This is a genomic window from Massilia rubra, assembly GCF_011682065.1.
Classification (GTDB): Bacteria; Pseudomonadota; Gammaproteobacteria; order Burkholderiales; family Burkholderiaceae_D; genus Telluria_A; species Telluria_A rubra.
Map to the genome: position 1 here is coordinate 1 of NZ_VUYU01000044.1, position 21403 is coordinate 21403.

Annotated in this window: 18 protein-coding genes and 1 riboswitch; of the genes, 14 read left to right on the top strand and 4 right to left on the bottom strand. The window is 65.6% G+C overall.

The features are described from left to right. Positions 1–461: 461 nt before the first annotated feature. Both F0185_RS32675 and adh read right to left on the bottom strand, forming a co-directional pair. Positions 462–851, bottom strand: a complete 390-nt coding sequence (locus F0185_RS32675) for a DUF779 domain-containing protein (RefSeq protein WP_167232648.1) — start codon at positions 849–851, stop codon at positions 462–464. Between the two features lie 15 nt (positions 852–866). Next, positions 867–2387: an aldehyde dehydrogenase gene (adh, locus tag F0185_RS32680; RefSeq protein ID WP_167232650.1), complete on the bottom strand. Its 1521-nt coding sequence runs from the start codon at positions 2385–2387 to the stop codon at positions 867–869. 223 nt (positions 2388–2610) lie between these two features. Between adh and F0185_RS32685 the strand changes: the two genes are divergently transcribed. Then, positions 2611–4743: a TonB-dependent receptor family protein gene (locus F0185_RS32685; RefSeq protein WP_167232652.1), complete on the top strand. Its 2133-nt coding sequence runs from the start codon at positions 2611–2613 to the stop codon at positions 4741–4743. Positions 4744–4934: 191 nt separating this feature from the next. Here F0185_RS32685 and F0185_RS32690 read toward each other — a convergent pair whose 3' ends face one another. Both F0185_RS32690 and F0185_RS32695 read right to left on the bottom strand, forming a co-directional pair. Next, positions 4935–6389 (bottom strand): DUF3482 domain-containing protein, encoded by a 1455-nt coding sequence (locus F0185_RS32690; RefSeq protein ID WP_167232654.1) that lies wholly within the window; start codon positions 6387–6389, stop codon positions 4935–4937. Further along, complete coding sequence (locus tag F0185_RS32695) at positions 6386–7864, bottom strand: DUF2868 domain-containing protein (RefSeq protein WP_167232656.1); 1479 nt, start codon at positions 7862–7864, stop codon at positions 6386–6388. Before F0185_RS32695 ends, F0185_RS32690 begins: the two co-directional genes overlap by 4 nt. Before the next feature lie 333 nt (positions 7865–8197). Here F0185_RS32695 and cobT point away from each other — a divergent pair, with 333 nt between their 5' ends. From cobT to F0185_RS32760, 13 genes are all read left to right on the top strand, one after another. Then, entirely contained in the window at positions 8198–9232 is a 1035-nt protein-coding gene (gene cobT / locus F0185_RS32700) for a nicotinate-nucleotide--dimethylbenzimidazole phosphoribosyltransferase (protein WP_167232658.1), read from the top strand. 9 nt (positions 9233–9241) lie between these two features. Beyond that, positions 9242–10033 carry an adenosylcobinamide-GDP ribazoletransferase gene (locus tag F0185_RS32705; protein ID WP_167232660.1) on the top strand — a complete coding sequence of 264 codons (792 nt, stop codon included), beginning with the start codon at positions 9242–9244 and terminating at the stop codon, positions 10031–10033. A gap of 1 nt (position 10034) precedes the next feature. Further along, positions 10035–10580, top strand: a complete 546-nt coding sequence (locus F0185_RS32710; RefSeq protein WP_167232662.1) for a histidine phosphatase family protein — start codon at positions 10035–10037, stop codon at positions 10578–10580. Further along, positions 10575–10796: riboswitch (cobalamin riboswitch) on the top strand. Its footprint overlaps the gene before it by 6 nt. Before the next feature lie 82 nt (positions 10797–10878). Beyond that, the gene (locus tag F0185_RS32715) at positions 10879–12753 is read left to right on the top strand and encodes a TonB-dependent receptor plug domain-containing protein (RefSeq protein WP_167232664.1); all 1875 of its coding nucleotides are present in this window, start codon (positions 10879–10881) and stop codon (positions 12751–12753) included. A gap of 28 nt (positions 12754–12781) precedes the next feature. Next, on the top strand, positions 12782–13807 hold the full coding sequence (locus F0185_RS32720; protein ID WP_167232666.1) for a FecCD family ABC transporter permease: 1026 nt from the start codon (positions 12782–12784) through the stop codon (positions 13805–13807). After that, on the top strand, positions 13807–14580 hold the full coding sequence (locus F0185_RS32725) for an ABC transporter ATP-binding protein (RefSeq protein WP_167232704.1): 774 nt from the start codon (positions 13807–13809) through the stop codon (positions 14578–14580). Before F0185_RS32720 ends, F0185_RS32725 begins: the two co-directional genes overlap by 1 nt. After that, positions 14577–15197 (top strand): cob(I)yrinic acid a,c-diamide adenosyltransferase, encoded by a 621-nt coding sequence (cobO, locus tag F0185_RS32730; protein ID WP_166881989.1) that lies wholly within the window; start codon positions 14577–14579, stop codon positions 15195–15197. The genes F0185_RS32725 and cobO overlap by 4 nt, the downstream gene beginning before the upstream one ends. Continuing rightward, a complete protein-coding gene (locus tag F0185_RS32735) occupies positions 15197–16501 on the top strand; it encodes a cobyrinic acid a,c-diamide synthase CobB (RefSeq protein ID WP_167232668.1) in 1305 nt (434 codons plus the stop codon). Before cobO ends, F0185_RS32735 begins: the two co-directional genes overlap by 1 nt. Next, entirely contained in the window at positions 16498–17055 is a 558-nt protein-coding gene (cobU, locus tag F0185_RS32740; RefSeq protein ID WP_167232670.1) for a bifunctional adenosylcobinamide kinase/adenosylcobinamide-phosphate guanylyltransferase, read from the top strand. The genes F0185_RS32735 and cobU overlap by 4 nt, the downstream gene beginning before the upstream one ends. After that, positions 17049–17984 carry an adenosylcobinamide-phosphate synthase CbiB gene (gene cbiB / locus F0185_RS32745; protein ID WP_167232672.1) on the top strand — a complete coding sequence of 312 codons (936 nt, stop codon included), beginning with the start codon at positions 17049–17051 and terminating at the stop codon, positions 17982–17984. The genes cobU and cbiB overlap by 7 nt, the downstream gene beginning before the upstream one ends. Beyond that, positions 17977–18966 carry a threonine-phosphate decarboxylase CobD gene (gene cobD / locus F0185_RS32750; RefSeq protein ID WP_167232674.1) on the top strand — a complete coding sequence of 330 codons (990 nt, stop codon included), beginning with the start codon at positions 17977–17979 and terminating at the stop codon, positions 18964–18966. Before cbiB ends, cobD begins: the two co-directional genes overlap by 8 nt. After that, on the top strand, positions 18966–19844 hold the full coding sequence (locus F0185_RS32755; RefSeq protein WP_167232676.1) for a cobalamin-binding protein: 879 nt from the start codon (positions 18966–18968) through the stop codon (positions 19842–19844). Before cobD ends, F0185_RS32755 begins: the two co-directional genes overlap by 1 nt. Beyond that, positions 19841–21286, top strand: coding sequence for a cobyric acid synthase (locus F0185_RS32760; RefSeq protein ID WP_167232678.1), 1446 nt, complete (start codon positions 19841–19843; stop codon positions 21284–21286). The genes F0185_RS32755 and F0185_RS32760 overlap by 4 nt, the downstream gene beginning before the upstream one ends. Positions 21287–21403: the final 117 nt, after the last annotated feature.

Sequence of the window (21403 nt, forward strand, 5' to 3'; positions counted from 1 at the left end):
TCAGTTCAATCTCTGTTTAATGTCCTTGCGGACAGATCGCTCACTCAAAATACTGACAAGCTCATCTTTCGATGCGCCGTGTTTCTTTTTTGTGAACATTTGATAATTTAAGTATTCAACGTCGCTTACGCTTCGTTGGCACCTTCATCAAACGCCCACACTTATCGACTGTTAATTGTTAAAGAACTTGTTCTGTACTACCTTCTGCCGTTTGCTACGAAGCGTTGTGTTCGTTGCAGCAGAGAGGTGAGATTATGCAGCGTTTCGCGTTTCTCGTCAACCTCTTTTTGTTACTTCGCTTCTTTTGAAACGCCCCTGAACTGCCTGCTAACTACTTGATTTCGCTAGTGTTTCAGCGGGGAGGCGAACTATAGCAAAGGCCTCGCCACCCTGGCAAGGATTTTCGGAAATGCTACACATTCCGTCGCGTCCAGCCGACGCTTTCTCACGAATACACGCATTTATGTGTCGCGCGGCCCTTCCCTGACTGTGGCCAGGGCGCGGAATTCATCGTCGGTAAACAGCCGCGAACGGGTCAGGAAGCGCCTTCCTGTCCCATTGTCCAGGGAGAACATCCCGCCGTTCCCTGCGACAACGTCGATGATCAGTTGCGTATGTTCCCAGTAAGCAAATTGGTCCTTTCCCATATAGAAGGCGGCGCCATGGATCTCGCCGACATGGACATCGGTATCGCTGATATTGAAGTCGCCGTCCGGATAACACATCGGGGCGCTGCCGTCGCAGCAGCCACCCGACTGAAAGAACATGACCGGCCCATGGCGCGCGCGCAACTCGTCAATCATTGCGCGCGCGGCATCGGTTGCGACCACGCGTGAAAGCGCGTCACCCATATACAGCTCCCCTGGTTAAAAGAAGCCCATCGCGTTCGGGTTATAACTGACCAGCAGGTTTTTGGTCTTCTGGTAGTGATCGAGCATCATCTTGTGATTTTCGCGCCCGATGCCCGATTGCTTATAGCCGCCGAAAGCCGCATGGGCCGGATACAGATGGTAGCAATTGGTCCACACCCGCCCGGCCTCGATGGCGCGACCGACCCGGAATGCGCGCGACCCGTCCCGCGTCCACAACCCGGCGCCGAGTCCATACAAAGTATCGTTGGCGATGCGCAGGGCGTCGGCTTCATCGGTAAACGTGGTCACCGCCACCACCGGACCGAAGATCTCTTCCTGGAAGATGCGCATCTTGTTATCGCCCTTGAAGACGGTCGGCTGCACGTAATACCCATCCTTCATGTCGCCCGCTTGCATATTGCGCGCGCCGCCGGTCAGCAGCTCGGCGCCCTCCTGCTTGCCGATATCGAGGTACGACAGGATTTTCTCCAGCTGTTCCTGCGAAGCCTGCGCGCCGATCATGGTCGAGGCATCGAGCGGATTGCCCTGCTTGATCGCCGCCACCCGCTCCAATGCGCGCGCGATGAATTTGTCGTAAATCGATTCCTGGACCAACACGCGCGACGGACAGGTACACACTTCGCCCTGGTTCAGCGCGAACATGGCAAAACCTTCCAGGCACTTGTCGAAAAACGCGTCGTCCGCATCCATTACGTCGGCAAAGAAGATATTCGGCGACTTGCCGCCCAGTTCCAGCGTGACCGGAATCAGGTTTTGCGCCGCGTATTGCATGATCAGGCGGCCGGTAGCGGTCTCGCCAGTGAAGGCGATCTTGGCGATGCGCTTGCTCGACGCCAGGGGCTTGCCCGCCTCCAGCCCGAAGCCGTTGACAATATTGAGCACGCCAGGCGGCAACAGGTCCCCGATCAGCTCGATCAACACCATGATCGAGGCCGGCGTCTGCTCGGCCGGCTTCAATACCACGCAATTGCCCGCAGCCAACGCTGGGGCCAGTTTCCACACGGCCATCAGGATCGGAAAATTCCACGGGATGATCTGCCCGACCACGCCGAGCGGCTCATGGAAGTGATACGCGTACGTTTCATGGTCGATCTGCGCGACCGAACCTTCCTGCGCGCGGATGCACCCGGCGAAGTAGCGGAAATGGTCGATCGCCAGCGGGATGTCGGCCGCCGTGGTCTCGCGGATCGGCTTGCCGTTATCGATCGTCTCCGCCGTGGCCAGCAAGCTGAGGTTCTGCTCCATGCGATCGGCAATTTTGTTGAGGATATTGGCGCGCTCGGCCTGCGAGGTCTTGCCCCAGGCTTCCTTGGCCGCATGCGCGGCATCCAGCGCCAGCTCGATATCTTCCGCGCTCGAGCGGCCCACCTCGCAAAACACCTGCCCGGTGATCGGCGTGATGTTACCGAAATATTCGCCTTTGACGGGCGCAACAAATTTTCCACCAATGTAATTGTCGTAGCGTTGTTTGAACGGATTGGCTACGCCCAGCTTGCTGATATCTGCGAGATTCATGTCGTCCTCTTCCTTTTATGGTTATGTACCGGGAATCCAAGCATAGACGCACGTCAAACCAAGTACCTGCGCAAACGCAAAGAAACTCCAACGGCTACCCAGAGGCTAGTCCTTTCGTTGGTGCTCTGGCGCACATTACGCGCGCAAGCCATCCGGGCTCGCTGCAGGATTCATGGCGCCCGCGTATATTGCGTACCGACGCTTAACATCCCCCGGAGAACCCATGACGCAGCACCCGTTTCGCCTGAACACGATCGCCACCTTATTTGCGCTCGGCGCCCCCGGCATGGCGGCGGCAGCGGCGCCCGAGACGCCGGCCGACGCGCCGCTGGCCGATGTGGTCGTCATCAGCGGAAGCCGGGTCGCGCGCAGCAGTTTCGACTTGCCGGCAGCCATCGACGTGCTCGACGCCGCCAGCATCCGCGACGGCCAGTTGCGCGTCAACGCGTCCGAAGCGCTCTCGGCAGTGCCCGGCCTGGTGGCCCAGAACCGCCAGAATTACGCGCAGGACTTGCAGATTTCCTCGCGCGGCTTTGGGGCGCGCTCGGCCTTCGGCGTGCGTGGCGTGCGTCTGATTGCCGACGGCATCCCAGCCACCATGCCGGACGGACAGGGGCAAGCGGCAACTTTCAACCTCGACATGGCCGAGCGCATCGAAGTCTTGCGTGGGCCGTTTTCCGCCATCTACGGCAACCATTCCGGCGGCACGGTCCAGCTGTTCACGCGCGACGGCCAGGGCCGGCCGAGCGTGGAAGGCACGTTTATTGGCGGCAGCGCCGGTACGCGCAAGGCAGACGTCAACGCCCAGGGCGAGACCAGCGGCATCGGCTACGTGATCGACACATCCCGCTTCGAGACCGACGGCGAGCGTGCGCACAGCGCCGCCACGCGCGACCAGGGTTTTGCCAAGCTGACGATGGCGCCGACCAGCACCAGCAAGCTGACCCTGACCGCAAGCGCGCTGAGCCAGGACGACACGCAAGATCCGCTCGGCGTGACCTGGGCCACCTACCAGCGCGATCCGCGCGCCGGTGAAACCGATGCCAGCGATACACAGAATCCGAAGCGCACCATTGCCGACCGTTACAACACGCGCAAAAGCATCGACCACAAACAAATCGGCGCCGCCGTCGAACAGCGCCTGGGCGACGACCGCGTGCGGGCGATGGTGTACGGCGGCAAGCGCCAGGTAATCCAATACCAGGCGTTTTCCAAATTCGTGCAAACGCCCGCCAGCCAGTCCGGCGGCGTGGTCGATTTCGACCGTGACTTTTACGGCGCCGACATCAACTGGCTCAGCGTGCGCAATCTCGCCGGCGGCAAGCTGAGCACTACCATCGGCATCGACTACGGCCGTTCCACCGACCAGCGCCAGGGCTACGAAAACTTTATCAGCAACCAATTCGGCCTGCAGGGCAAGCTGCGCCGCGATGAAAGCAATACCGTGTCGAGCGTCGATCCGTATGTCCAAGCCGAATGGCAAGGCGGCGCCTGGGTCTTGAGCGCCGGCCTGCGCCACAGCCGCATGAAAGTCAGCGTAGACGATCGCTTTGTGACCAACGGCAACGACAGCGGCGGCGTCAATTTCCGCCACACCACGCCCGTGCTCGCTGCGCTATACAAAATCTCGCCAACCGTGAATGCGTACGCCAGCGCGGCACGCGGCTTCGAAGCGCCGACCTTGAATGAGCTGTTCTATTCAGGCGCGGGAGCCGGCTTCAATTTCGCGCTCAAGCCCGCCACCAGCACGCATGTGGAAACGGGCGTGAAAGCCTATCTCGGCAGCAACACGCGCATCAATGCGGCGGTGTTCCAGGTAAAAACCAGCGACGAGCTGGTAGTCGACATTGCCGGCGGCGGACGCACCAGTTACCGCAATGCCAGTGAAACCTTGCGCCGGGGCGCGGAAGTCTCGCTGGACAGCAATTTTGGCGCGGGATTCAGTGGTCGCTTGGCCATGACCGCCTTGAACGCCACCTACGAGCAAGGCTTCGGCAACGTTACGGCCGGCAGCCGCTTGCCGGGCGTGCCGAAAGCGAACCTGTTCGGCGAGCTGGCGTGGAAGAGCAGCGACGATGGCTTCGGCGCCGCGCTTGAAACCATCGCCAGCGGCAAAGTCTATGCCGACGACGCCAATGCCGATATCGCCGCCCCTGGCTACGCGATCGTCAACGCCCGCTTCCAGGCCAAGCAAGCACTTGGCGGATGGCGCTTCAAGCAGTTCGTGCGCCTCAATAACCTGAGCGATCGGCGGTATGTGGGATCGGTGATCGTCGGCGACGCCAACAAACGCTTTTATGAAGCGGCGCTGCAGCGCAACTGGCTGGCGGGCGTGAGCGCGCAATACGTTTTCTGACCAGGCCCGTCGAGAGAGAATGACGGCTAGGTATCGGATTTTTCGCTGAAAATAACCGGCTGATCAGCACGGGAGCCACGCCAAACGGGATGAAGGCGACACTGAACCCAAGGTCAGCCGCAAGAGTCAGCGCGTCGACACCGGACGCGCCCCCGGTCCCGACAAGGGCGCAGCACTTCAGCCGCGCCGGTTCACATCGACCCCGGATACAGCTTCGCCAGGGTCGCGCGCGCCACCTCCGTCGCGATCGCCTCGACGTCGGCAGCCGCCTTGCCCGCAGCGCCCTCGCTGCGCAGCGCCTGCCACAGGTCGGCCAGCCGCCCCGCCTGCCCGGCCACCGCGCCCTCCACTTCCGCCTGCCAGAAGGCCGGCGCCTCGCCTTCCACGAAGTTGCCGCGCCCGCGCCCGAAGTGCGCCACCGCCAGATAACGCAGGATGCTACTGACCAGCAATGTTTGCAAAAAATCGTCGGCGAATTGCATCGTGGTGCGGTTGCGGTCGGTGCTGGTATTAAAACCCCAGGCCGCGCCGGCCGCCGTCAGCGCGCCGACCACGCCGCCCAGCAGCGCCCCGGCCCCGAAGGTCAATCCGCCCGCCATCAGGTCGGCCGACAAGCCCGTGGCCGCGCCCGACACCACCGCCCCCAGCAAGCCGGCCTGGGCGCGGTCGAGCGGCGCGCGCACGGTGAAATTCTTGCTCACGCGCGCGTTGATCTTGGGCGCCTCGCTCGGATCGAGCTGATGCAGCGCCAGCAGGCGCCCGGTGGTGGCGGCGATATGTTGGTTCAGCCTTTCCACCAGCACCCCCATGGCCCGTTCCTGCCGCTGCTGGTCGCTCTTGCCCAGTCCCACCGCTTTCATGGCTGACTTGATGAACGTTTTCTCGTCGGCCTCGACCGGCTCGCTGTCGCGCGCGGCGCTGGCGATCTGGGCGCTGGTGATCCGCATCGCCTCCACGAAACGCTCGCGGTTGTTAGCTTCCCACAGCGCAAACAGGCGCGCGTAACCAGCCTGCTTGGGCTCCTCGACCAGCTTGCCCACCGCCTCGTAAAAGACGCGCTCATGCACCCAGCAGCGGGCGAAGGCATCCAGCGCCAGCACATCGCGCACGATCTTGTACTGGTCCAGGTGCTGTTTCCAGGCCGTTTGTTCCTGCTGCTCTTCGTGCGCCGGACGCGGCGGCCCCAGCTGGTTGAGCAGCACCACCACCGGTTTGCCCAGCCATTCCAGAATGCGCATCTCGGCCGGCAGGTAGCCGGCGTCGCGCGGATGTTCGGACGAGTTAACCAGGTACAGCACCACATCGGCCTCGTCGCGCGCGGTGCGCAGCGCTTGCTGGCTGAGCCAGAACGGGCGGTCGCGGTAGCGGTCCAGCACTTCGCGCAGGAACCAGCCGATCGGATTGCCGGCCATGGCCAGCCGCTTGAGCAGGCGCACCGAGTCGCCGAAGCCGGGCGTATCCCACAGTTGCAGGGTGTCGCCCTCGCTTGTCTTGAGCAGCAAGTGCGACTCGGCAAAGACGGTCACGTGGGCGGCGTCGCGCACCTCCCCCACATCGACCCCGACCAGGGTGCGCGCCAGGGTAGTCTTGCCGTTGTTGGTGTGCGAAATCAGTGCAAACTGGATATGGACAGGGGTGTCGCTCATGATGCCTTCGATAAACTAAGTCCGGCGCCGAGCTCCAGCGGGCGGCGCTCGGGATGGAGCAGGTTGACGATGGTCGCCGGGGCGCGGTGGAATTGGCAAAACTGTTGCCACAGCGCGATGCGCTCGGCCAACCGTACATCGGCCCCGGCTTGCGCAGCGCTGCGCTCGGTCAGCGCCGATTCGTCGATCAGCACGGCAATGCCGCGTGTCGAGGCGCGCACCAGGTGGTCGAGAAAGGCGCCGTGATTTTCCTTCTCCGGCGTTGCTGCCAGGCTGAACAGCACGGCGGTCGCCGTCACGTTCGCATCGTCCACGCTCAGGTCGCGCAGGGTATCGACCGCTTCTTCGCCATAGCCGGAAGACGGGCGCAGCATCACCCGCGCCTGGTCGCCGAACAGGGTGACGGCGATCTGCGCCAGGCCCTTGTCGCGCGCCTCGTCCAAGGTGTAGCTGTAGGGCAGCACGCGCAGCAGGGCCGGCGCGCTCGTGCCGGCCTCGCCGTTGAGCTTGCGGAAATAGGGCTGTTCCAGGTCCAGCGGAAATTGATTGCTCATCCGCTGCGCGCGCCAGTGCGCCACGCCAGCGAGCACCAGGCGCGGCAGCACCACCAGCAGCAGCAAGGTCGCACCATATAAATGCACCCACTTGGCCCCGCCCGCCCCGGTCGGCACTTTCGAAAATTGCAAGGCCTCGATATCGGCGATGCTGAAGCCTTCCAGCGGCAACAGCGCCACCGCCGGCGCAAACAGCACCGACAGCACGCCATGCACTTGCGTGGCATTGAGGAAGGTGCTTTCCCAGCCGGCCACATATTGCGTCAGGAACCCGCGCGCGTACAGCGACAGCACTGCGCCCAGCGCAAACATGGCGGCGGCCAGGTGCATGGCGCGCGCCAGGCGCGCCTGCGTCAGCCTGGCGCTCAGCTCGCTCCACTGGAGACTGAAATTGGTCAAGCCGGCCGCCAGCACGTTCGGCAGCTTGCGCGGCAGCGACAATTGCGCCCCGCTCAGGCGGCGCATCAAGGCCGGCGAGACCCAGCCGTTCTTGCGTGCCGGCACCAGCACCCACGCCATCAGCAACAGATACACCAGCATATTCCAGCCGATAATCGCCAGCAGCGGCGCCGACAGCAAGTCGACCCGGTGCGGATCGCCAATCCGGTCGACCGCCGCGCCGAGCACCAGCGCCAGCAGCGGCAAGCCGAGCGACAGCGCCTTGAAGCCGCCGCGACGGCGCGCAATGGCGGCGAACGCGGGCGTACGCTCGCTCAGGCGCTTGAGGATCTGCTCGGCGCGCTGTTGCAAAAAGTGCTCGGTGGTCACTGCCGACTTGCTGTCGGACGCTTGCCACTGCGCCAGTTCCTTCGCGCTGCGGCTGGCGTACAGGCGATCGTCGTCGCTCAGCACCTCGTGCTTGCCGTCCATGGTTTCGATCGCGCGCACCAGCACCACGTCCCTTGCCACCTGTTCGTTCATGCTTTTCCTGTTCTTTTTACCAGCTAATTTGTATGAAACGACAACATTCACAAGCCAATTGTGCCGCACTTTGCCGCCCTACGCTAATGCCGTTAAGTTAAGCGGATTTTTGGCCACTAAGCTAAAAACCGTCATTCCCGCGCAGGCGGGAATCCAAGGCACCGTCGCTCAGTTATGATGCCTTGGATTCCCGCCAACGGGGCCGCCCAAGCCGGGAATGACGGGCCTAAGTTAACACCATTACCGCCCTACGCTGGTCTTGCAGGAACGCGAAGGCGTGGATGTGCTATCTTAACGCGGAATTTTCTTGACACTTTCTTATCTCTCCTCACGATGCGCCTCCCAGACATACTTTCCACCCACGACCCACTGCTGGCCAGCGAACTGGCCCAAGCGATCGACAACAAGACCAAGCCGCTGGGCAGTTTGGGCGCGCTCGAAACGCTGGCCCGGCAGATCGGCCTGATCCAGCAAACGACCAGGGTGGCCCTGCACAAGCCGGCCATCCTGGTGTTCGCGGCCGATCACGGCGTGGTGGCGGAAGGCGTCTCGGCCTATCCGCAAAGCGTCACCTGGCAGATGGTCGAGAACTTCCTGTCCAGAGGCGCGGCGATTAACGTCTTCGCGCGCCAGAACGGTTGCGCGCTGCAGATCATCGACGCTGGCGTAAACCACGACTTCGGCAAGCGCGCGGCGCTCATGGACTGCAAGGTCGCGCGCGGCACCGCCAACTTCGCGCAGCAACCGGCCATGAGCTGGGCCGAATGCGCCGCCGCCCTGGCGCACGGCATGCGCATCGTCGGCAACCTGGAGGGCAATGTCATCGGCTTCGGCGAAATGGGCATCGGGAACACCACCGCCGCCGCCGCGCTGATGCACAAGCTGACCGGCGTGCCGGTGGCCCACTGCGTCGGCGCCGGCACCGGTTTATCAATCGAGGGCGTGCTGCACAAGCAAAGCGTGATCGAGGCGGCCGTCGCCCTGCATGGCGACATGAGCGAGCCGCTCGACATCCTGGCCACCTTCGGCGGCTTCGAGATCGCCATGATCGTCGGCGCCATGCTCAAGGCAGCCGAACGGCGCATGGTGCTGCTGATCGACGGCTTCATCGTCAGCAGCGCACTGCTGGTGGCGGCGCGCCTGCAGCCGGCCATCCTCGACTACTGCGTATTCTCGCACTGCTCGGACGAAGCGGGCCACGCGCGCATGCTCGAGCACTTTCACGCCAGGCCGCTCCTGAACCTCGGCCTGCGCCTGGGCGAAGGCACCGGCTGCGCACTGGCGCTGCCGCTGCTGCACGCGGCCGTCAACTTCCTCGGCGAGATGGCCACCTTCCAGTCGGCGCGCGTGAGCGGCCAGTCGGCGTAAAAACACGCCATGGCCAGCATCGTCCACCAGTGCCGGCTGTTCTTCATCGCGCTGCAATTCTTTACGCGCGTGCCGATTCCGGGCTGGGTGGGCTTCGATCCATCCTGGCTGCACCATGCGTCACGCTATTTTCCGCTGGTCGGGGTGGTGGTGGCCAGCGTGGCGGCGGCGGTGTACGCCGGCGCGGCGGCGCTTTTTCCGGCCCCCGTGGCGGTGATATTGTCGACGGCGGCGGCCATCTACCTGACCGGCGCCTTCCACGAAGACGGCCTGGCCGACATGTGCGACGGCTTCGGCGGCGGCTTGAGTACAGAGCGCGTGCTCGAGATCATGAAGGACTCGCGCATCGGCACCTATGGCGCGGTCGGCATGGGGCTGACGGTGGGCCTCAAGTGCGCCGCGCTGTGGTCCCTGCCCACACCGGCCGTCATCGTCGCGCTGTTCATCGCCCATCCGTTATCGCGCCTTGCGGCGGTGAGCCTGATCTGGGAAATGGAATACGCGCGCGCCGACGGCAAGGCCAAGCCGATGGCCCAGCATATGAGCCACCGGGAATTCGGCATCGCCTGCGCCTGCGCCGGCGTGCCCGCGCTGGCCCTGGCAACGGCCGGCATGCTGCCCTGGCTTGCACTGCTCGCCAGCGTGGCCGGCGCCGCGCTGGTGGCGTGGTGGCTGGGCGCCAAGTGCCTGCGCCGCATCGGCGGTTACACCGGCGACTGCCTGGGCGCCGTGCAGCAGATGGCCGAAGTGCTCATCTACCTGGCGCTGCTGGCGTTTTTCCATCGCGGCGCCTGGCCCTGACATGCGCCTGTATCTGGTGCGCCACCTGGCGCCGCAGGTGGCGCCAGGCGTGTGCTACGGGCGCACCGACCTGACCGTCGATCCCGGACTGCAGGCGCTGGCCCTGCCCGCCCTGCGCGAGCGCCTGCCGGCCGGCGCACCGATTTTCTCGAGCCCCCTGCGGCGCTGCGCCGGACTGGCGCAAGCCCTGGGCGGGGCGGCGGTGCGCTACGACCCTCGCCTGGCCGAACTCGATTTCGGCGACTGGGAAATGCGCCGCTGGGACGACATCGAGCGTGCCGCCATCGACGCCTGGGTCGCCGACATGGCAGGCTACCGCCCGGGTGGGGGCGAAAGCGTGACCGACATGGCGCGGCGCGTGTCGGCGTTCTATGCCGATTGCATGCGCTCGCGCACGAGCGCCGCCATCGTCATCTGCCACGCCGGCGCCATCCGCCTGCTCGCCGCCCGCGCGCGCGGACTGGCGCCCGAGGCCATGGCGCTGGAAGCGGCGCAGCGTCCCCACGCCATCGCCTACGGCGAGACCGTCACCATCGACTGTGTATAATTATCGGGTTTTGGTGCCCGCGCCCATGTCCATGAGCGCAGTTAAACTGGGAAACACGAAGCCTGCAACAGGCCAACGTGTGCTGCCCCCGCAACGGTAAGCAAATGTCGCTGACATGGCGACGAGCCGCCTCGATTGACCACTGTGCATTTGGCATGGGAAGGTGAGACGGCCGCATTTGCCAGCCCGGATACCGGCCAACACAGGTGGGAACGTGCGGCAGTTGCACGCTCCTTTTCAATCTGGCCAACGGGGACGTCGGCCGGTTGCTCGCAATCGCATTCACTGAAGACTTGTCATGACCTTTCCTGTTGTACGCCACGCGGCCCTGACGTCGCTCGCGCTAGCTTTTACCTCCCCTTGCGCCCTCGCCGACAGCCCCATCGATTCGGCAGCTACTGCCAATACTGCCGTCATCATCACCGCCGCGCGCGCGCCGCAGCCGTCGAGCGACGTCCTGAGCGACCATGTGCTGATCAGCGCGACCGACATTGCGCGCTCCGGCGCCGGCAACGTCGTCGAGCTGCTGCAAAAGCAGCGCGGTATCGAAATCACCCGTAACGGCGGTCCGGGCACCGCATCGCAAGTGTTCATCCGCGGCGGCGACCCCAAGCAGACCGTGGTGCTGGTCGACGGCGTGCGCATCGGCTCGTCCACCAGCGGCATCGCCAACTGGGCCACCCTGCCGCTGGCGAACATCGACCGGGTCGAAATCGTCTACGGCCCGCTGGCCACCATGTACGGCGCCGACGCCATCGGCGGCGTGGTGCAGATCTTCACCCGGCGCGGCGCCGGTCTGGCCAGCGTGACGGCGTCCGTGGAAGCGGGCAGCGACAAGGCGCGCGCCATGACGTTCGGCGTGGCCGGCGCCAGCGAAGGCGAAAACAGCATCCACTACGCTTTTGGTGCGTCCAAGGACAAGGACGAAGGCTTCTCGGCCACCAAGCCGGGCGCCTCCTCGTATAACAAGGACAACGACGGCTACGCGCGCGACAGCGCCAGCGGCCAGTTGGGCATCGTGCTGGCCAAGGGCCATGAAGCGGGGCTGCTTTACCTGCACAGCCACCTGGCGTCGCAGTACGACTCCGGCCCGAACCCGTTCGACGTGCGCAGCGTGCAAAACATGGATAACATCGCCGTGTATTCCAAACACCAGTTCACGACAAACTGGAAAATGAGCCTGCAGGCCTCCGAGGCCGACGACAAGTCGGTCAACTTCACCAGCGCCACGGCCAGCAACCGCATCGACACGCGCGCGCACGCCTACAGCATGCAACACGACATCGCCCTTGGAAGCGACCTGCTGCAACTGGTGCTCGAACGCCGCGTGGAGAGCGTGTTCGCCGACACCACGCGCGCCTTGAACACCAGCCGCGCCACCAATTCGGTCGCCGCCGCCTACTCGCTCAAGCGCGGCAACCACCTGGCCAGCGCCAGCGCGCGGCGCGACGACAGCACCCAGTACGGCGACAAGACCACCGGGGGCATCGGCTATGGCTACAAACTCACGCGCGCGCTGCGCGTGAACGCCAGCGCCGGCACCAGTTTTCGCGCACCGACCTTCAACGAACTGTATTACCCGGGCTACGGGGTCGATACCAACAAGCCCGAACAAGGCAAAAACGTCGAAGGCGGCGCCTACTACAACGACGGCACGACTGAGGCCAGCGCGGTCTGGTACCGCAACCGCCTGACCGACCTGCTGGTCAACACCGGCAAATGCCCGGTGCAGCTCGATTCGCACCCGAACGGCTGCGCCTACAACGTCAACCGCGCCACGCTGGAAGGCGTCAGCCTCGGCGCGCGCACCCGCCTGGGCGATGTCGACGTGAGCGGCTCGCTCGACTTCCAGGACCCGCGCGACGACACCACCGGCAAAAACCTGCAACGGCGCGCCAAGCGCCACGCCAAGTTCGCCGTGGAGTACAACGCGGGCGACCTGATCGCCGGCGTCGGCGTGCAGGTATCCGGCAAGCGCTTCGACGACCTGGCTAACCGTTACACGCTGCCCGGCTACGGCGTGGTGAACCTGTTTGCCTCGTACCGATTTGCCCACGACTGGTCAGCCGTGCTACGGTTGAACAACGTCGCCGACAAACAATACGAACTGGCGCGCAATTACGCCACCGCAGGCCGCCAGGTGTTTGCCGGCATCCGCTACGGCATCCGTTAAGCACCATTAAGCACCAAACAGGAGTCGCATGCATCCGTTCTTTCGCACTATGCGCCACCGGGCCAGCGTCATCATCACGACGCTGACGCTGCTGGCATTGGCAAGCCTGGTCATCGCCGGGATGGTCGGCTCGGTGCCGGTCCCGCTGGCGGAGATGCCGGGCGCGCTCATCGCCCTTGCGAAAGGCGACACCTCGACCCTGGCCGCCACCCTGCTCGACCTGCGCCTGTCGCGCGCACTGGTGGCCTTTGTCACCGGCGGCGCGCTCGCGCTGGCCGGCGTGATGATGCAAGCCTTGCTGCGCAATCCGCTGGCCGAGCCGTATGTACTGGGCATCTCGGCCGGCGCCTCGGTCGGCGCGCTGGCCGCGCTGCTGTTCATGTGGGCCATGTGGATGGTCGACCTGGCCGCCTTCGTGGGCGCGGTGGCCGTCTCGATGCTGCTATATATGCTGGCCCGGCGCGACTTGCGCGGCAACGCGGCGGCCGAAGGCGGCTCGTCTCTGCTGCTGCTGACCGGTGCCATTCTCTCCACCTCCTGCATTGCGCTGGTGACCCTGATGCTTTCGATTGCGCCCGAAAGCCGCCTGCGCAGCATGATTTTCTGGATGATCGGCGACCTCGCCGGTGCCCCTTTGCGCCCGCTGCCGTGGATCGTGCTGGCCGTGGGCCTCGTGTTTGCCCTGCGCAGCGCCCGCTCGCTGAATGTGCTGGCATTGCACGCGGAAGCCGCCGCCACCCTGGGCATCCGCGTCAGCGCCCTGCGCAAGGGACTGTTTTTCTGCTCCGGCATGCTGACCGCCAGCGCCGTGACCAGCGCCGGCAGCATCGGCTTCGTGGGCCTGATCGTGCCGCACGCCTGCCGTTTCGCCTGCGGACCCGATCACCGCCTGCTGATCCCCGCAGCCACCCTGGCCGGCGGCGCCTTCCTGGTGCTCGCCGATACCGTGGCGCGCACCGTGCTCGCGCCGCAGCAGCTGCCGGTGGGCGTGATCACCGCGCTGATCGGCGCACCTGTCTTTTTGTACCAACTCCACCGCTTGAACCGCTCATGATGATCGAAGCGCGCCAATTACTACTCACCGCCGGCAGCCGCACCTTGGTGAAAAACCTCGACTGGCAGGTGCAAAGCGGGCAGTCGTGGTGCGTCATCGGCCGCAACGGCGCCGGCAAAAGCACGCTGATGCGCACCCTGGCCGGCTTGCGCGAGCCCGATGGCGGCAGCATCGCCATCGGCGCTCGCGCGCTCAAGGACTGGCCGCTCGAAGAACTGGCGCGCCAGCGCGCCTTTTTGCCGCAATCGCGCAGCGACGCCTTTGCCTACCGCGCCATCGAAACCGTGCTGGCGGCGCGCCATCCCTATCACGCCAACCGCTACTGGGAAGGCAGCGACGACTACACCATCGCCCATGCCGCCCTGGCGTCGATGGAAGTGGCCGACCTGGCCGAGCGCGACGTGCGCACCCTGTCCGGCGGCGAGCGCCAGCGCGTGGCAATCGCCGCCATGCTGGCGCAGGACACGCCATTGCTGCTGCTGGACGAACCGGCCAACGCGCTCGACCTGGCGCACCAGCACAGCGTCATGCGCCTGCTGGCAAAGCTGTGCCGCGAGCAGGGCAAGACGGTCGTCATGATCGGCCACGACCTGAACCTGGCGCACCAGGCGTCCAGCCACGCACTGCTGATGATGGGCGACGGCGAATGGCTGGCCGGCCCGGTCGACGAAGTGATGCAAGCGCCGGTCCTGAGCCGCTACCTGGGCCACCCGATTGAAGTCCTTCCCCACGGCAGCCGCCGTATTTTCATCCCAACCGAGGAATCCGCATGATCGACGACACCGCAAACAGCGAACTGAATGAACGCCACCGCGTCCGCATGGAACGCAAGAAGGCCATCATCGACCAGAAGATCGCCGAGGCGCAGAAGGAAATCGGCATCATCATCGTCAACACCGGCAACGGCAAGGGCAAAAGTTCGAGCGGTTTCGGCATGGTGGTGCGCGCCATGGGGCACGGCATGAAGGTGGCCGTGGTCCAGTTCATCAAAGGCGCCATGTCGACCGGCGAAGAAAAATTCCTGCGCCGTTTTCCCGACGAAGTGAGTTTTCATGCGATGGGCGAAGGCTATACGTGGGACACCCAGAACCGCGAACGCGACATCGAAAAAGCCGAGCAAGCGTGGGCGCTGGCCAAGGGCTTCCTGTCCGACCCGGCGATTGGGCTGGTGCTGTTCGACGAACTCAATATCGCGCTCAAGTATAAATACCTGGACGTCCACGCCGTCATCGCCGACCTGCTCGACCGGCCCGGGATGCAGCATGTGGTCATCACCGGGCGCGGCGCGCCGGACGAACTGATTGCGATTGCCGACACCGTAACCGACATGACGGTCGTCAAGCACGCCTTCAAGGCCGGCATTGCGGCGCAGGCCGGGACGGAGTTCTGATGGGCGATCACGCGGATGTGCGTGTACTGCTGGTGGCCGCCGTCTCTTCCGGCCAGGGCAAGACCACGGTGACGGCGGCCTTGGCGCGCGCGCTGGTGCGGCGCGGCCAGCGTGTGCGCGTGTTCAAGTGCGGCCCCGACTTCATCGACCCGATGCTGCTCGAACGCGCCAGCGGTGCGCCGGTCGGCTCGCTCGACTTGTGGATGGTGGGCCGCGAACAGTGCCGCAGCCAGCTGGCCGCCGCCGCCGTTGAGGCCGACGTGATCCTGATCGAAGGCGTCATGGGCCTGTACGACGGCACGCCCTCGTCGGCCGACCTGGCGCGCGAATTCGGCCTGCCGGTGCTGGCCGTGATCGACGCCTCGGCGATGGCGCAAACCGCCGGCGCGCTGGTGCTCGGCCTGCGCGACTACGGCCCTGTGGAAATGGCGGGCGTGATCGCCAACCGTGTCGCCAGCAAGGGGCACGCCGCCATGGTGGCCGCTTCGATGCGCGATATTCCACTGATCGCGGTGTTGCCGCGCCAGTCCAAGACCCTGCCCGAGCGCCATCTGGGCCTGGTGCTGCCGGGCGAAGTGCAGGATGTGGACGGCCTGCTCGACCAGCTGGCCGACCAGCTGGAGTTCGATGACGCCGCGTGGGCACAGTTGCGCAGCACCCGCATCGACCTCAGCGCGCGCATGGCAGCGCCAGCGCCGTTGCTGGCGGGGCGCACCATCGCCATTGCGCGCGACGCCGCCTTTGCCTTTCTGTATCCGGCCAACCTGGCCACCCTGCGGGCACTGGGCGCCACCCTCGCCTTCTTTTCGCCGCTGGCCGACGAGCCGGTGCCGGAGCACGCCGACGCCGTCTATCTCCCGGGCGGTTATCCGGAGCTGCACGGCGAGACGCTGGCCGGCGCCGCGCGCTGGCGCGCATCGATCCGCGCCGCCCACGCGGACGGCATGCCGATCGTGGCCGAATGCGGCGGCATGATGGCGCTGGCCGGTTCGCTGGCCGACCAGGCGGGCACGGTGTGGCCGATGGCCGGCCTGCTCGAAGGAACGGTGACCATGCAGGCGCGCATCGCCGGTCTCGGCTCCCAAGGGCTGGAAACGCCGCATGGCGTCCTTCGCGGGCATACCTTTCATTACTCGCGGCTGGAAACGGCGGTCGCGCCGAGCGCGCACACGGTCAAGCATCCGAGCGGCGCCAGCGGCGAAGCGGTGTACCGTGCCGGGTCGTTGACGGCATCGTACTTCCACGCCTACTTTCCATCCTGCCCCGCCGCGGCGGCGGCCTTGTTCTCCAGGAGCGATGCATGACGACGACACTGATCCTGGGCGGCGCGCGCTCCGGCAAAAGCGCCTACGCCGAAAAACTGGCGCTCGAATCGGGCAAGGAAGTCGTCTACATCGCCACCGCGCGCGCCGGCGACGGCGAAATGGCCGTGCGCATCAAGACCCACCGTTCCAGCCGTCCGGGCAGCTGGACCACCATCGAAGAACCGCTGCTGCTCGGCGACGCCATCCTGCGCTGCAGCGAACCGGATACGCTGGTGCTGGTCGACTGCCTGACCCTGTGGCTGAGCAACCTGATTTTTTCGGCCGACCAGGATTTTCCGGAAGTGGGGGTGATCAATCTGCCCGACATTTTCTACGAACAGTGCGACGAGCTGCTGGCGGCCCTGCCGCAAGCGCCCGGCGACGTGATCATGGTGTCGAACGAAGTGGGCATGGGGATCGTGCCGTACGGCGCCCTGTCGCGCTGCTTCACCGATGAAGCCGGGCGACTGAACCAGGCCGTCGCCAAGGTCTGCGAGCGCGCCCTGTTCATCGTGGCCGGCATGCCGCTCACGCTCAAGGGCCAGGCATGCTGAGTGGCCTGAACCTGGCGCAGGTGGCGCTGCTGCTGGCCGGCGGCGTGCTGCTCGACCTGCTGCTGGGCGAAGCGCGGCGCTGGCATCCGCTGGTCGGCTTCGGCAACCTGGCGATGCGCATCGAGCGCGCGCTCAATCGCGGCAATGTGCGCTTCGTGCGCGGCGTGCTGGCGTGGACGCTGGCGGTGCTGCCGCTGGCGGCGCTCGGCGCGCTGCTGTGCCATGGCGCGGGGTTGGCAGCGCATGCCTTTCTCCTGTATTTTTGCCTGGGCTTTCGCAGCCTGCGCGACCATAACCTGCCGATCGCGCAGGCGCTGGAAAGCGGCGACCTGGCGCGGGCGCGCCTGTTGACGGCGCGCATCGTCAGCCGCGACACCATGGAGGCCAGCGAAGCCGACCTGGCCAAGGCCAGCGCCGAATCGCTGCTCGAAAACGGCAACGATGCGGTGTTCGGCACCCTGTTCTGGTTCGTGGTGGCCGGCGGCGCGGGCGCGCTGCTGTTCCGCCTCGCCAATACGCTGGACGCGATGTGGGGCTACAAGAGCACGCGTTACCTAGCGTTCGGCTGGGCGGCGGCGCGCATCGACGATGTGCTGAACTACGTTCCGGCGCGCCTGACCGCGCTGTCGTACGTGCTGCTGGCCGATCACCGGCGCGCGGCATGGGAATGCTGGCGCGCGCAGGCGCCCGGCTGGCCTAGCCCGAACGCGGGGCCGGTGATGGCCAGCGGCGCGGGCGCGCTGGGACTGGCGCTGGGCGGCAGCGCCACCTACGACGGCGTGGCCGAACAGCGCCCCCCGCTGGGACGCGGGCGCGCCGCGCAGGCAGGCGATATCGCGCGCGCCTGGAAACTGGTGCGCGCCACCGCCACGCTGTGGCTGGGCGTGGCCGCGGCGGCGGCATTATTCATGGGAGCACTTCATGCTTGAACACGGCGGCAACCTGCGCGCGGCGTCGATCCGCTTCAACCGTGCGCTGGACGACTGGCTGGACCTGTCGACGGGGCTCAATCCCACCTGGTATCCGGCGCCGCAACTGGCGGGCAATGCGTGGCACCGCCTGCCGGAAACCGATCCTGAACTGGCGCGCGCGGCAAGCGCATTTTATGGCGCGCCGCGCATGCTGGCGGTGGCCGGCACCCAGGCCGCGATCCAGGCGCTGCCCCAATTGCGCGCTCCATCGCGCGTGGTGGTGGCCGCGCCCTCGTACGCCGAGCATGCGCACCACTGGGCGCGGCACGGCCACAGCATGCGCGAGGTGGCGTACGACGCCTTGGACGCGGCGCTGCCGGAATGCGATGTGCTGGTGCTGTGTAATCCGAATAATCCGACCGGCGCGACCGTGGCTCCCGAACGCTTGCTGGCCTGGGCCGCGCAACTGGGCCAGCGCGGCGGATGGCTGGTGGTCGACGAAGCCTTTGGCGACACCGCGCCGCACCTGACCGTGGCCGCGCACAGCGACCGCCCCGGCCTGATCGTCCTGCGCTCGGTCGGCAAGTTTTTTGGACTGGCCGGCGTGCGCATGGGCTTTGTGGGCGCGCACGCGTCTTTGCTGTCGGACCTTGCCGACTTGCTCGGGCCGTGGACAGTCAGCGGCCCGGCGCAGCAGGTGTCAACAATGGCGCTGAGCGATCGCGCATGGCAGGAGGCGATGCGCGATCGCCTGGCCGGCGAAGGCACGCGTTTGCGCACGCTGCTCGCCGCGAACAACATCGCCAGCACCGGCACCGACCTGTTTCAATGGTGGCCCGAAGCGCAAGCGGAGGCGTTCTGGCAGCACATGGCCGAACGCGGGATCTGGGTGCGGCTGTTCCCCAAGGCGGCGCGGGGCATTCGCCTCGGCCTGCCGGCGGATGAAAATGGATGGCGGCGCCTGGCGCTCGCACTGGAAGAATGGAACCGAGGATCATGATGAAATACCTGTTAGCCGCCTTTGCCGGCACGATCGCGCTGCACGCCGGCGCCGCCATCACGGTCCACGACGACGATGGCAAGAGCGTGACCCTGCAAAAACCCGCGCAGCGCGTCATTGCGCTGGCCCCGCACGTGACCGAGATGCTGTACGCGGCCGGTGGCGCGGAACGCCTGATCGCGGCCGTCGCCTACAGCGACTATCCGGAAGCGGCCAAGCGCCTGCCGCAGGTGGGCAGCAACAGCGGCATCGACATGGAGCGCGTGGCAGCCTTGAAACCCGACCTGATCGTGGTCTGGATGCACGGCAGTTCCGAACGCCAGATCGACCAGATTCGCGCGCTCGGCATTCCTTTGTTCCACAGCGAACCGCGCAAACTCGATGACATCGCCAGCAACCTGACGCGCCTCGGGAAGCTGATGGGCACCGAGGCGGTGGCCGATCCGGCCGCCGCCGACCTGCGCAAGCGCCTCGGCGCGCTGCAAGCCAGGTACGCGAAGCGCGCGCCGGTGCGCATGTTCTACCAGGTGTGGGACAAACCGCTGTACACCCTCAACGACGGCCATATCCTGAGCGACGCCATGCGCATGTGCGGCGGCGAGAACGTATTCGGCAAGCTGAAAGTGACCGCGCCCGTGGTCACGGTGGAAGCGGTGCTGCAGGAAGATCCGGAAGCGCTGTTCAGCGGCGAGCGCAGTCCCACCGATATTGGCCTGACCCTGTGGAAGCCGTACACCACCATGACGGCGGTCAAGCGCGGGAACCTGTTCAGCATCGACGGCAACCTGCTCAATCGTTCGGGACCACGCATGATCGCCGGCGCCGAAATCCTGTGCGAGAAACTCGACATTGTGCGCCAGCGCAGGAGCAAGCCATGAGCCGCTTCCCTTATCACACCCTGATGGTGCAGGGGACCACGTCCGACGCCGGCAAGAGCACCGTGGTGGCGGCCTTGTGCCGCCTGCTGAAAAACGAAGGCATATCGGTGGCGCCGTTCAAGCCGCAGAACATGGCCTTGAACAGCGCGGTCACGGCCGACGGCGGCGAAATCGGCCGCGCCCAGGCCTTGCAGGCGATTGCCGCCGGCGTGGCGCCGCACACGGACATGAATCCGGTGCTGCTCAAACCATCGAGTAACATCGGCGCGCAGGTGGTCATCCACGGCAAGGTGCGCGCCGAGATGAACGCGCGCGACTACCATCAGTACAAGACCGTGGCCATGGGCGCCGTGCTCGAATCGTACGCGCGCCTGCGCCAGCAGTACCAGGCGATCGTGGTCGAAGGCGCGGGCAGCCCGGCGGAGATCAACCTGCGCGACCGCGATATCGCCAACATGGGCTTTGCCGAGGCGGTCGACTGCCCGGTGATCCTGGTGGCCGACATCGACCGTGGCGGCGTGTTCGCGCACATCGTCGGCACCCTCTCGTGCCTGTCGCAGAGCGAGCGTGACCGCACCATCGGTTTTGTGATCAACCGTTTTCGCGGCGATATCTCGCTGCTCGAACCGGGCCTGGACTGGCTGGAACAGCAGACCGGCAAACCGGTACTGGCGGTGCTGCCCTACCTGCAAGGGCTGTTCCTCGACGCGGAAGACGCGGTGCAGGCGGTGCAGGCCTCGCGCGGGGCCTTCAAGGTGGTGGTGCCGTCGCTGCCGCGCATGAGCAATCACACCGACTTCGATGCGCTGCGCGTGCATCCGGATGTGGACTTGCAGTTCGTGCGCCAGAACGAGGCCAAGCCGGCCTGCGACCTGTTGATTATCCCTGGTAGCAAGAACACGCGCGGCGACCTGGCCTATCTGCTCGAGCAGGGCTGGGGGCCGTATATCGCCAGGCACCTGCGCTACGGCGGCAAGGTGATCGGCATTTGCGGCGGCTTCCAGATGCTGGGGCGCGAGGTGAGCGACCCGCACGGGGTGGAAGGCGACAGTGGCGTCACCGCTGGCCTCGGCCTGCTCGACCTGCGCACCGAACTGACCACCGAAAAACGCCTGGCCCAGGTGGCGGGGCGCTGCGCGTTTGCCGACGCCGACGTGGCGGGCTACGAAATTCACATGGGCGTTTCGAGCGGCGCGGCGCTGGACATGCCGGCCTTTCGCATCGAGGGCCGCGATGAAGGCGCGCGCTCGGGCGACGATCAGATCCTGGGCAGCTACCTGCATGGCATGTTCGACCACCCGCAAGCGTGCGCCGCGCTGCTGCGCTGGGCGGGACTCGACAGCGACGCCACGGTGGACACCAGCGCGCTGCGCGAGGCCAGCCTGGAGCGCATCGCTGAAGCCGCGCGCCCCTTGTACGACGCGCTGTGTGCGATAAAATAGAGCACCCACGTGTTGCAAAAAGTCTGCCGCAGTTCATGTTGGCGGTTAATGTACATACTACATGTGTAGAATGAGAGCAATAATTTACTCGCTGTGGACGTGCTATGTTGTCAATGA

Bases quoted from the DNA above. Each gene is read 5' to 3' on its own strand.
- cobU (WP_167232670.1), top strand. From the start codon at position 16,498: ATGACGACGACACTGATCCTGGGCGGCGCGCGCTCCGGCAAAAGCGCC.
- cbiB (WP_167232672.1), top strand. From the start codon at position 17,049: ATGCTGAGTGGCCTGAACCTGGCGCAGGTGGCGCTGCTGCTGGCCGGC.
- F0185_RS32735 (WP_167232668.1), top strand. From the start codon at position 15,197: ATGGGCGATCACGCGGATGTGCGTGTACTGCTGGTGGCCGCCGTCTCT.
- cobT (WP_167232658.1), top strand. From the start codon at position 8,198: ATGCGCCTCCCAGACATACTTTCCACCCACGACCCACTGCTGGCCAGC.
- F0185_RS32760 (WP_167232678.1), top strand. From the start codon at position 19,841: ATGAGCCGCTTCCCTTATCACACCCTGATGGTGCAGGGGACCACGTCC.
- adh (WP_167232650.1), bottom strand. From the start codon at position 2,387: ATGAATCTCGCAGATATCAGCAAGCTGGGCGTAGCCAATCCGTTCAAA.
- F0185_RS32685 (WP_167232652.1), top strand. From the start codon at position 2,611: ATGACGCAGCACCCGTTTCGCCTGAACACGATCGCCACCTTATTTGCG.
- cobD (WP_167232674.1), top strand. From the start codon at position 17,977: ATGCTTGAACACGGCGGCAACCTGCGCGCGGCGTCGATCCGCTTCAAC.
- F0185_RS32755 (WP_167232676.1), top strand. From the start codon at position 18,966: ATGAAATACCTGTTAGCCGCCTTTGCCGGCACGATCGCGCTGCACGCC.
- F0185_RS32720 (WP_167232666.1), top strand. From the start codon at position 12,782: ATGCATCCGTTCTTTCGCACTATGCGCCACCGGGCCAGCGTCATCATC.
- F0185_RS32675 (WP_167232648.1), bottom strand. From the start codon at position 851: ATGGGTGACGCGCTTTCACGCGTGGTCGCAACCGATGCCGCGCGCGCA.
- F0185_RS32710 (WP_167232662.1), top strand. From the start codon at position 10,035: ATGCGCCTGTATCTGGTGCGCCACCTGGCGCCGCAGGTGGCGCCAGGC.
- F0185_RS32695 (WP_167232656.1), bottom strand. From the start codon at position 7,864: ATGAACGAACAGGTGGCAAGGGACGTGGTGCTGGTGCGCGCGATCGAA.
- F0185_RS32725 (WP_167232704.1), top strand. From the start codon at position 13,807: ATGATCGAAGCGCGCCAATTACTACTCACCGCCGGCAGCCGCACCTTG.
- F0185_RS32705 (WP_167232660.1), top strand. From the start codon at position 9,242: ATGGCCAGCATCGTCCACCAGTGCCGGCTGTTCTTCATCGCGCTGCAA.
- F0185_RS32715 (WP_167232664.1), top strand. From the start codon at position 10,879: ATGACCTTTCCTGTTGTACGCCACGCGGCCCTGACGTCGCTCGCGCTA.
- cobO (WP_166881989.1), top strand. From the start codon at position 14,577: ATGATCGACGACACCGCAAACAGCGAACTGAATGAACGCCACCGCGTC.
- F0185_RS32690 (WP_167232654.1), bottom strand. From the start codon at position 6,389: ATGAGCGACACCCCTGTCCATATCCAGTTTGCACTGATTTCGCACACC.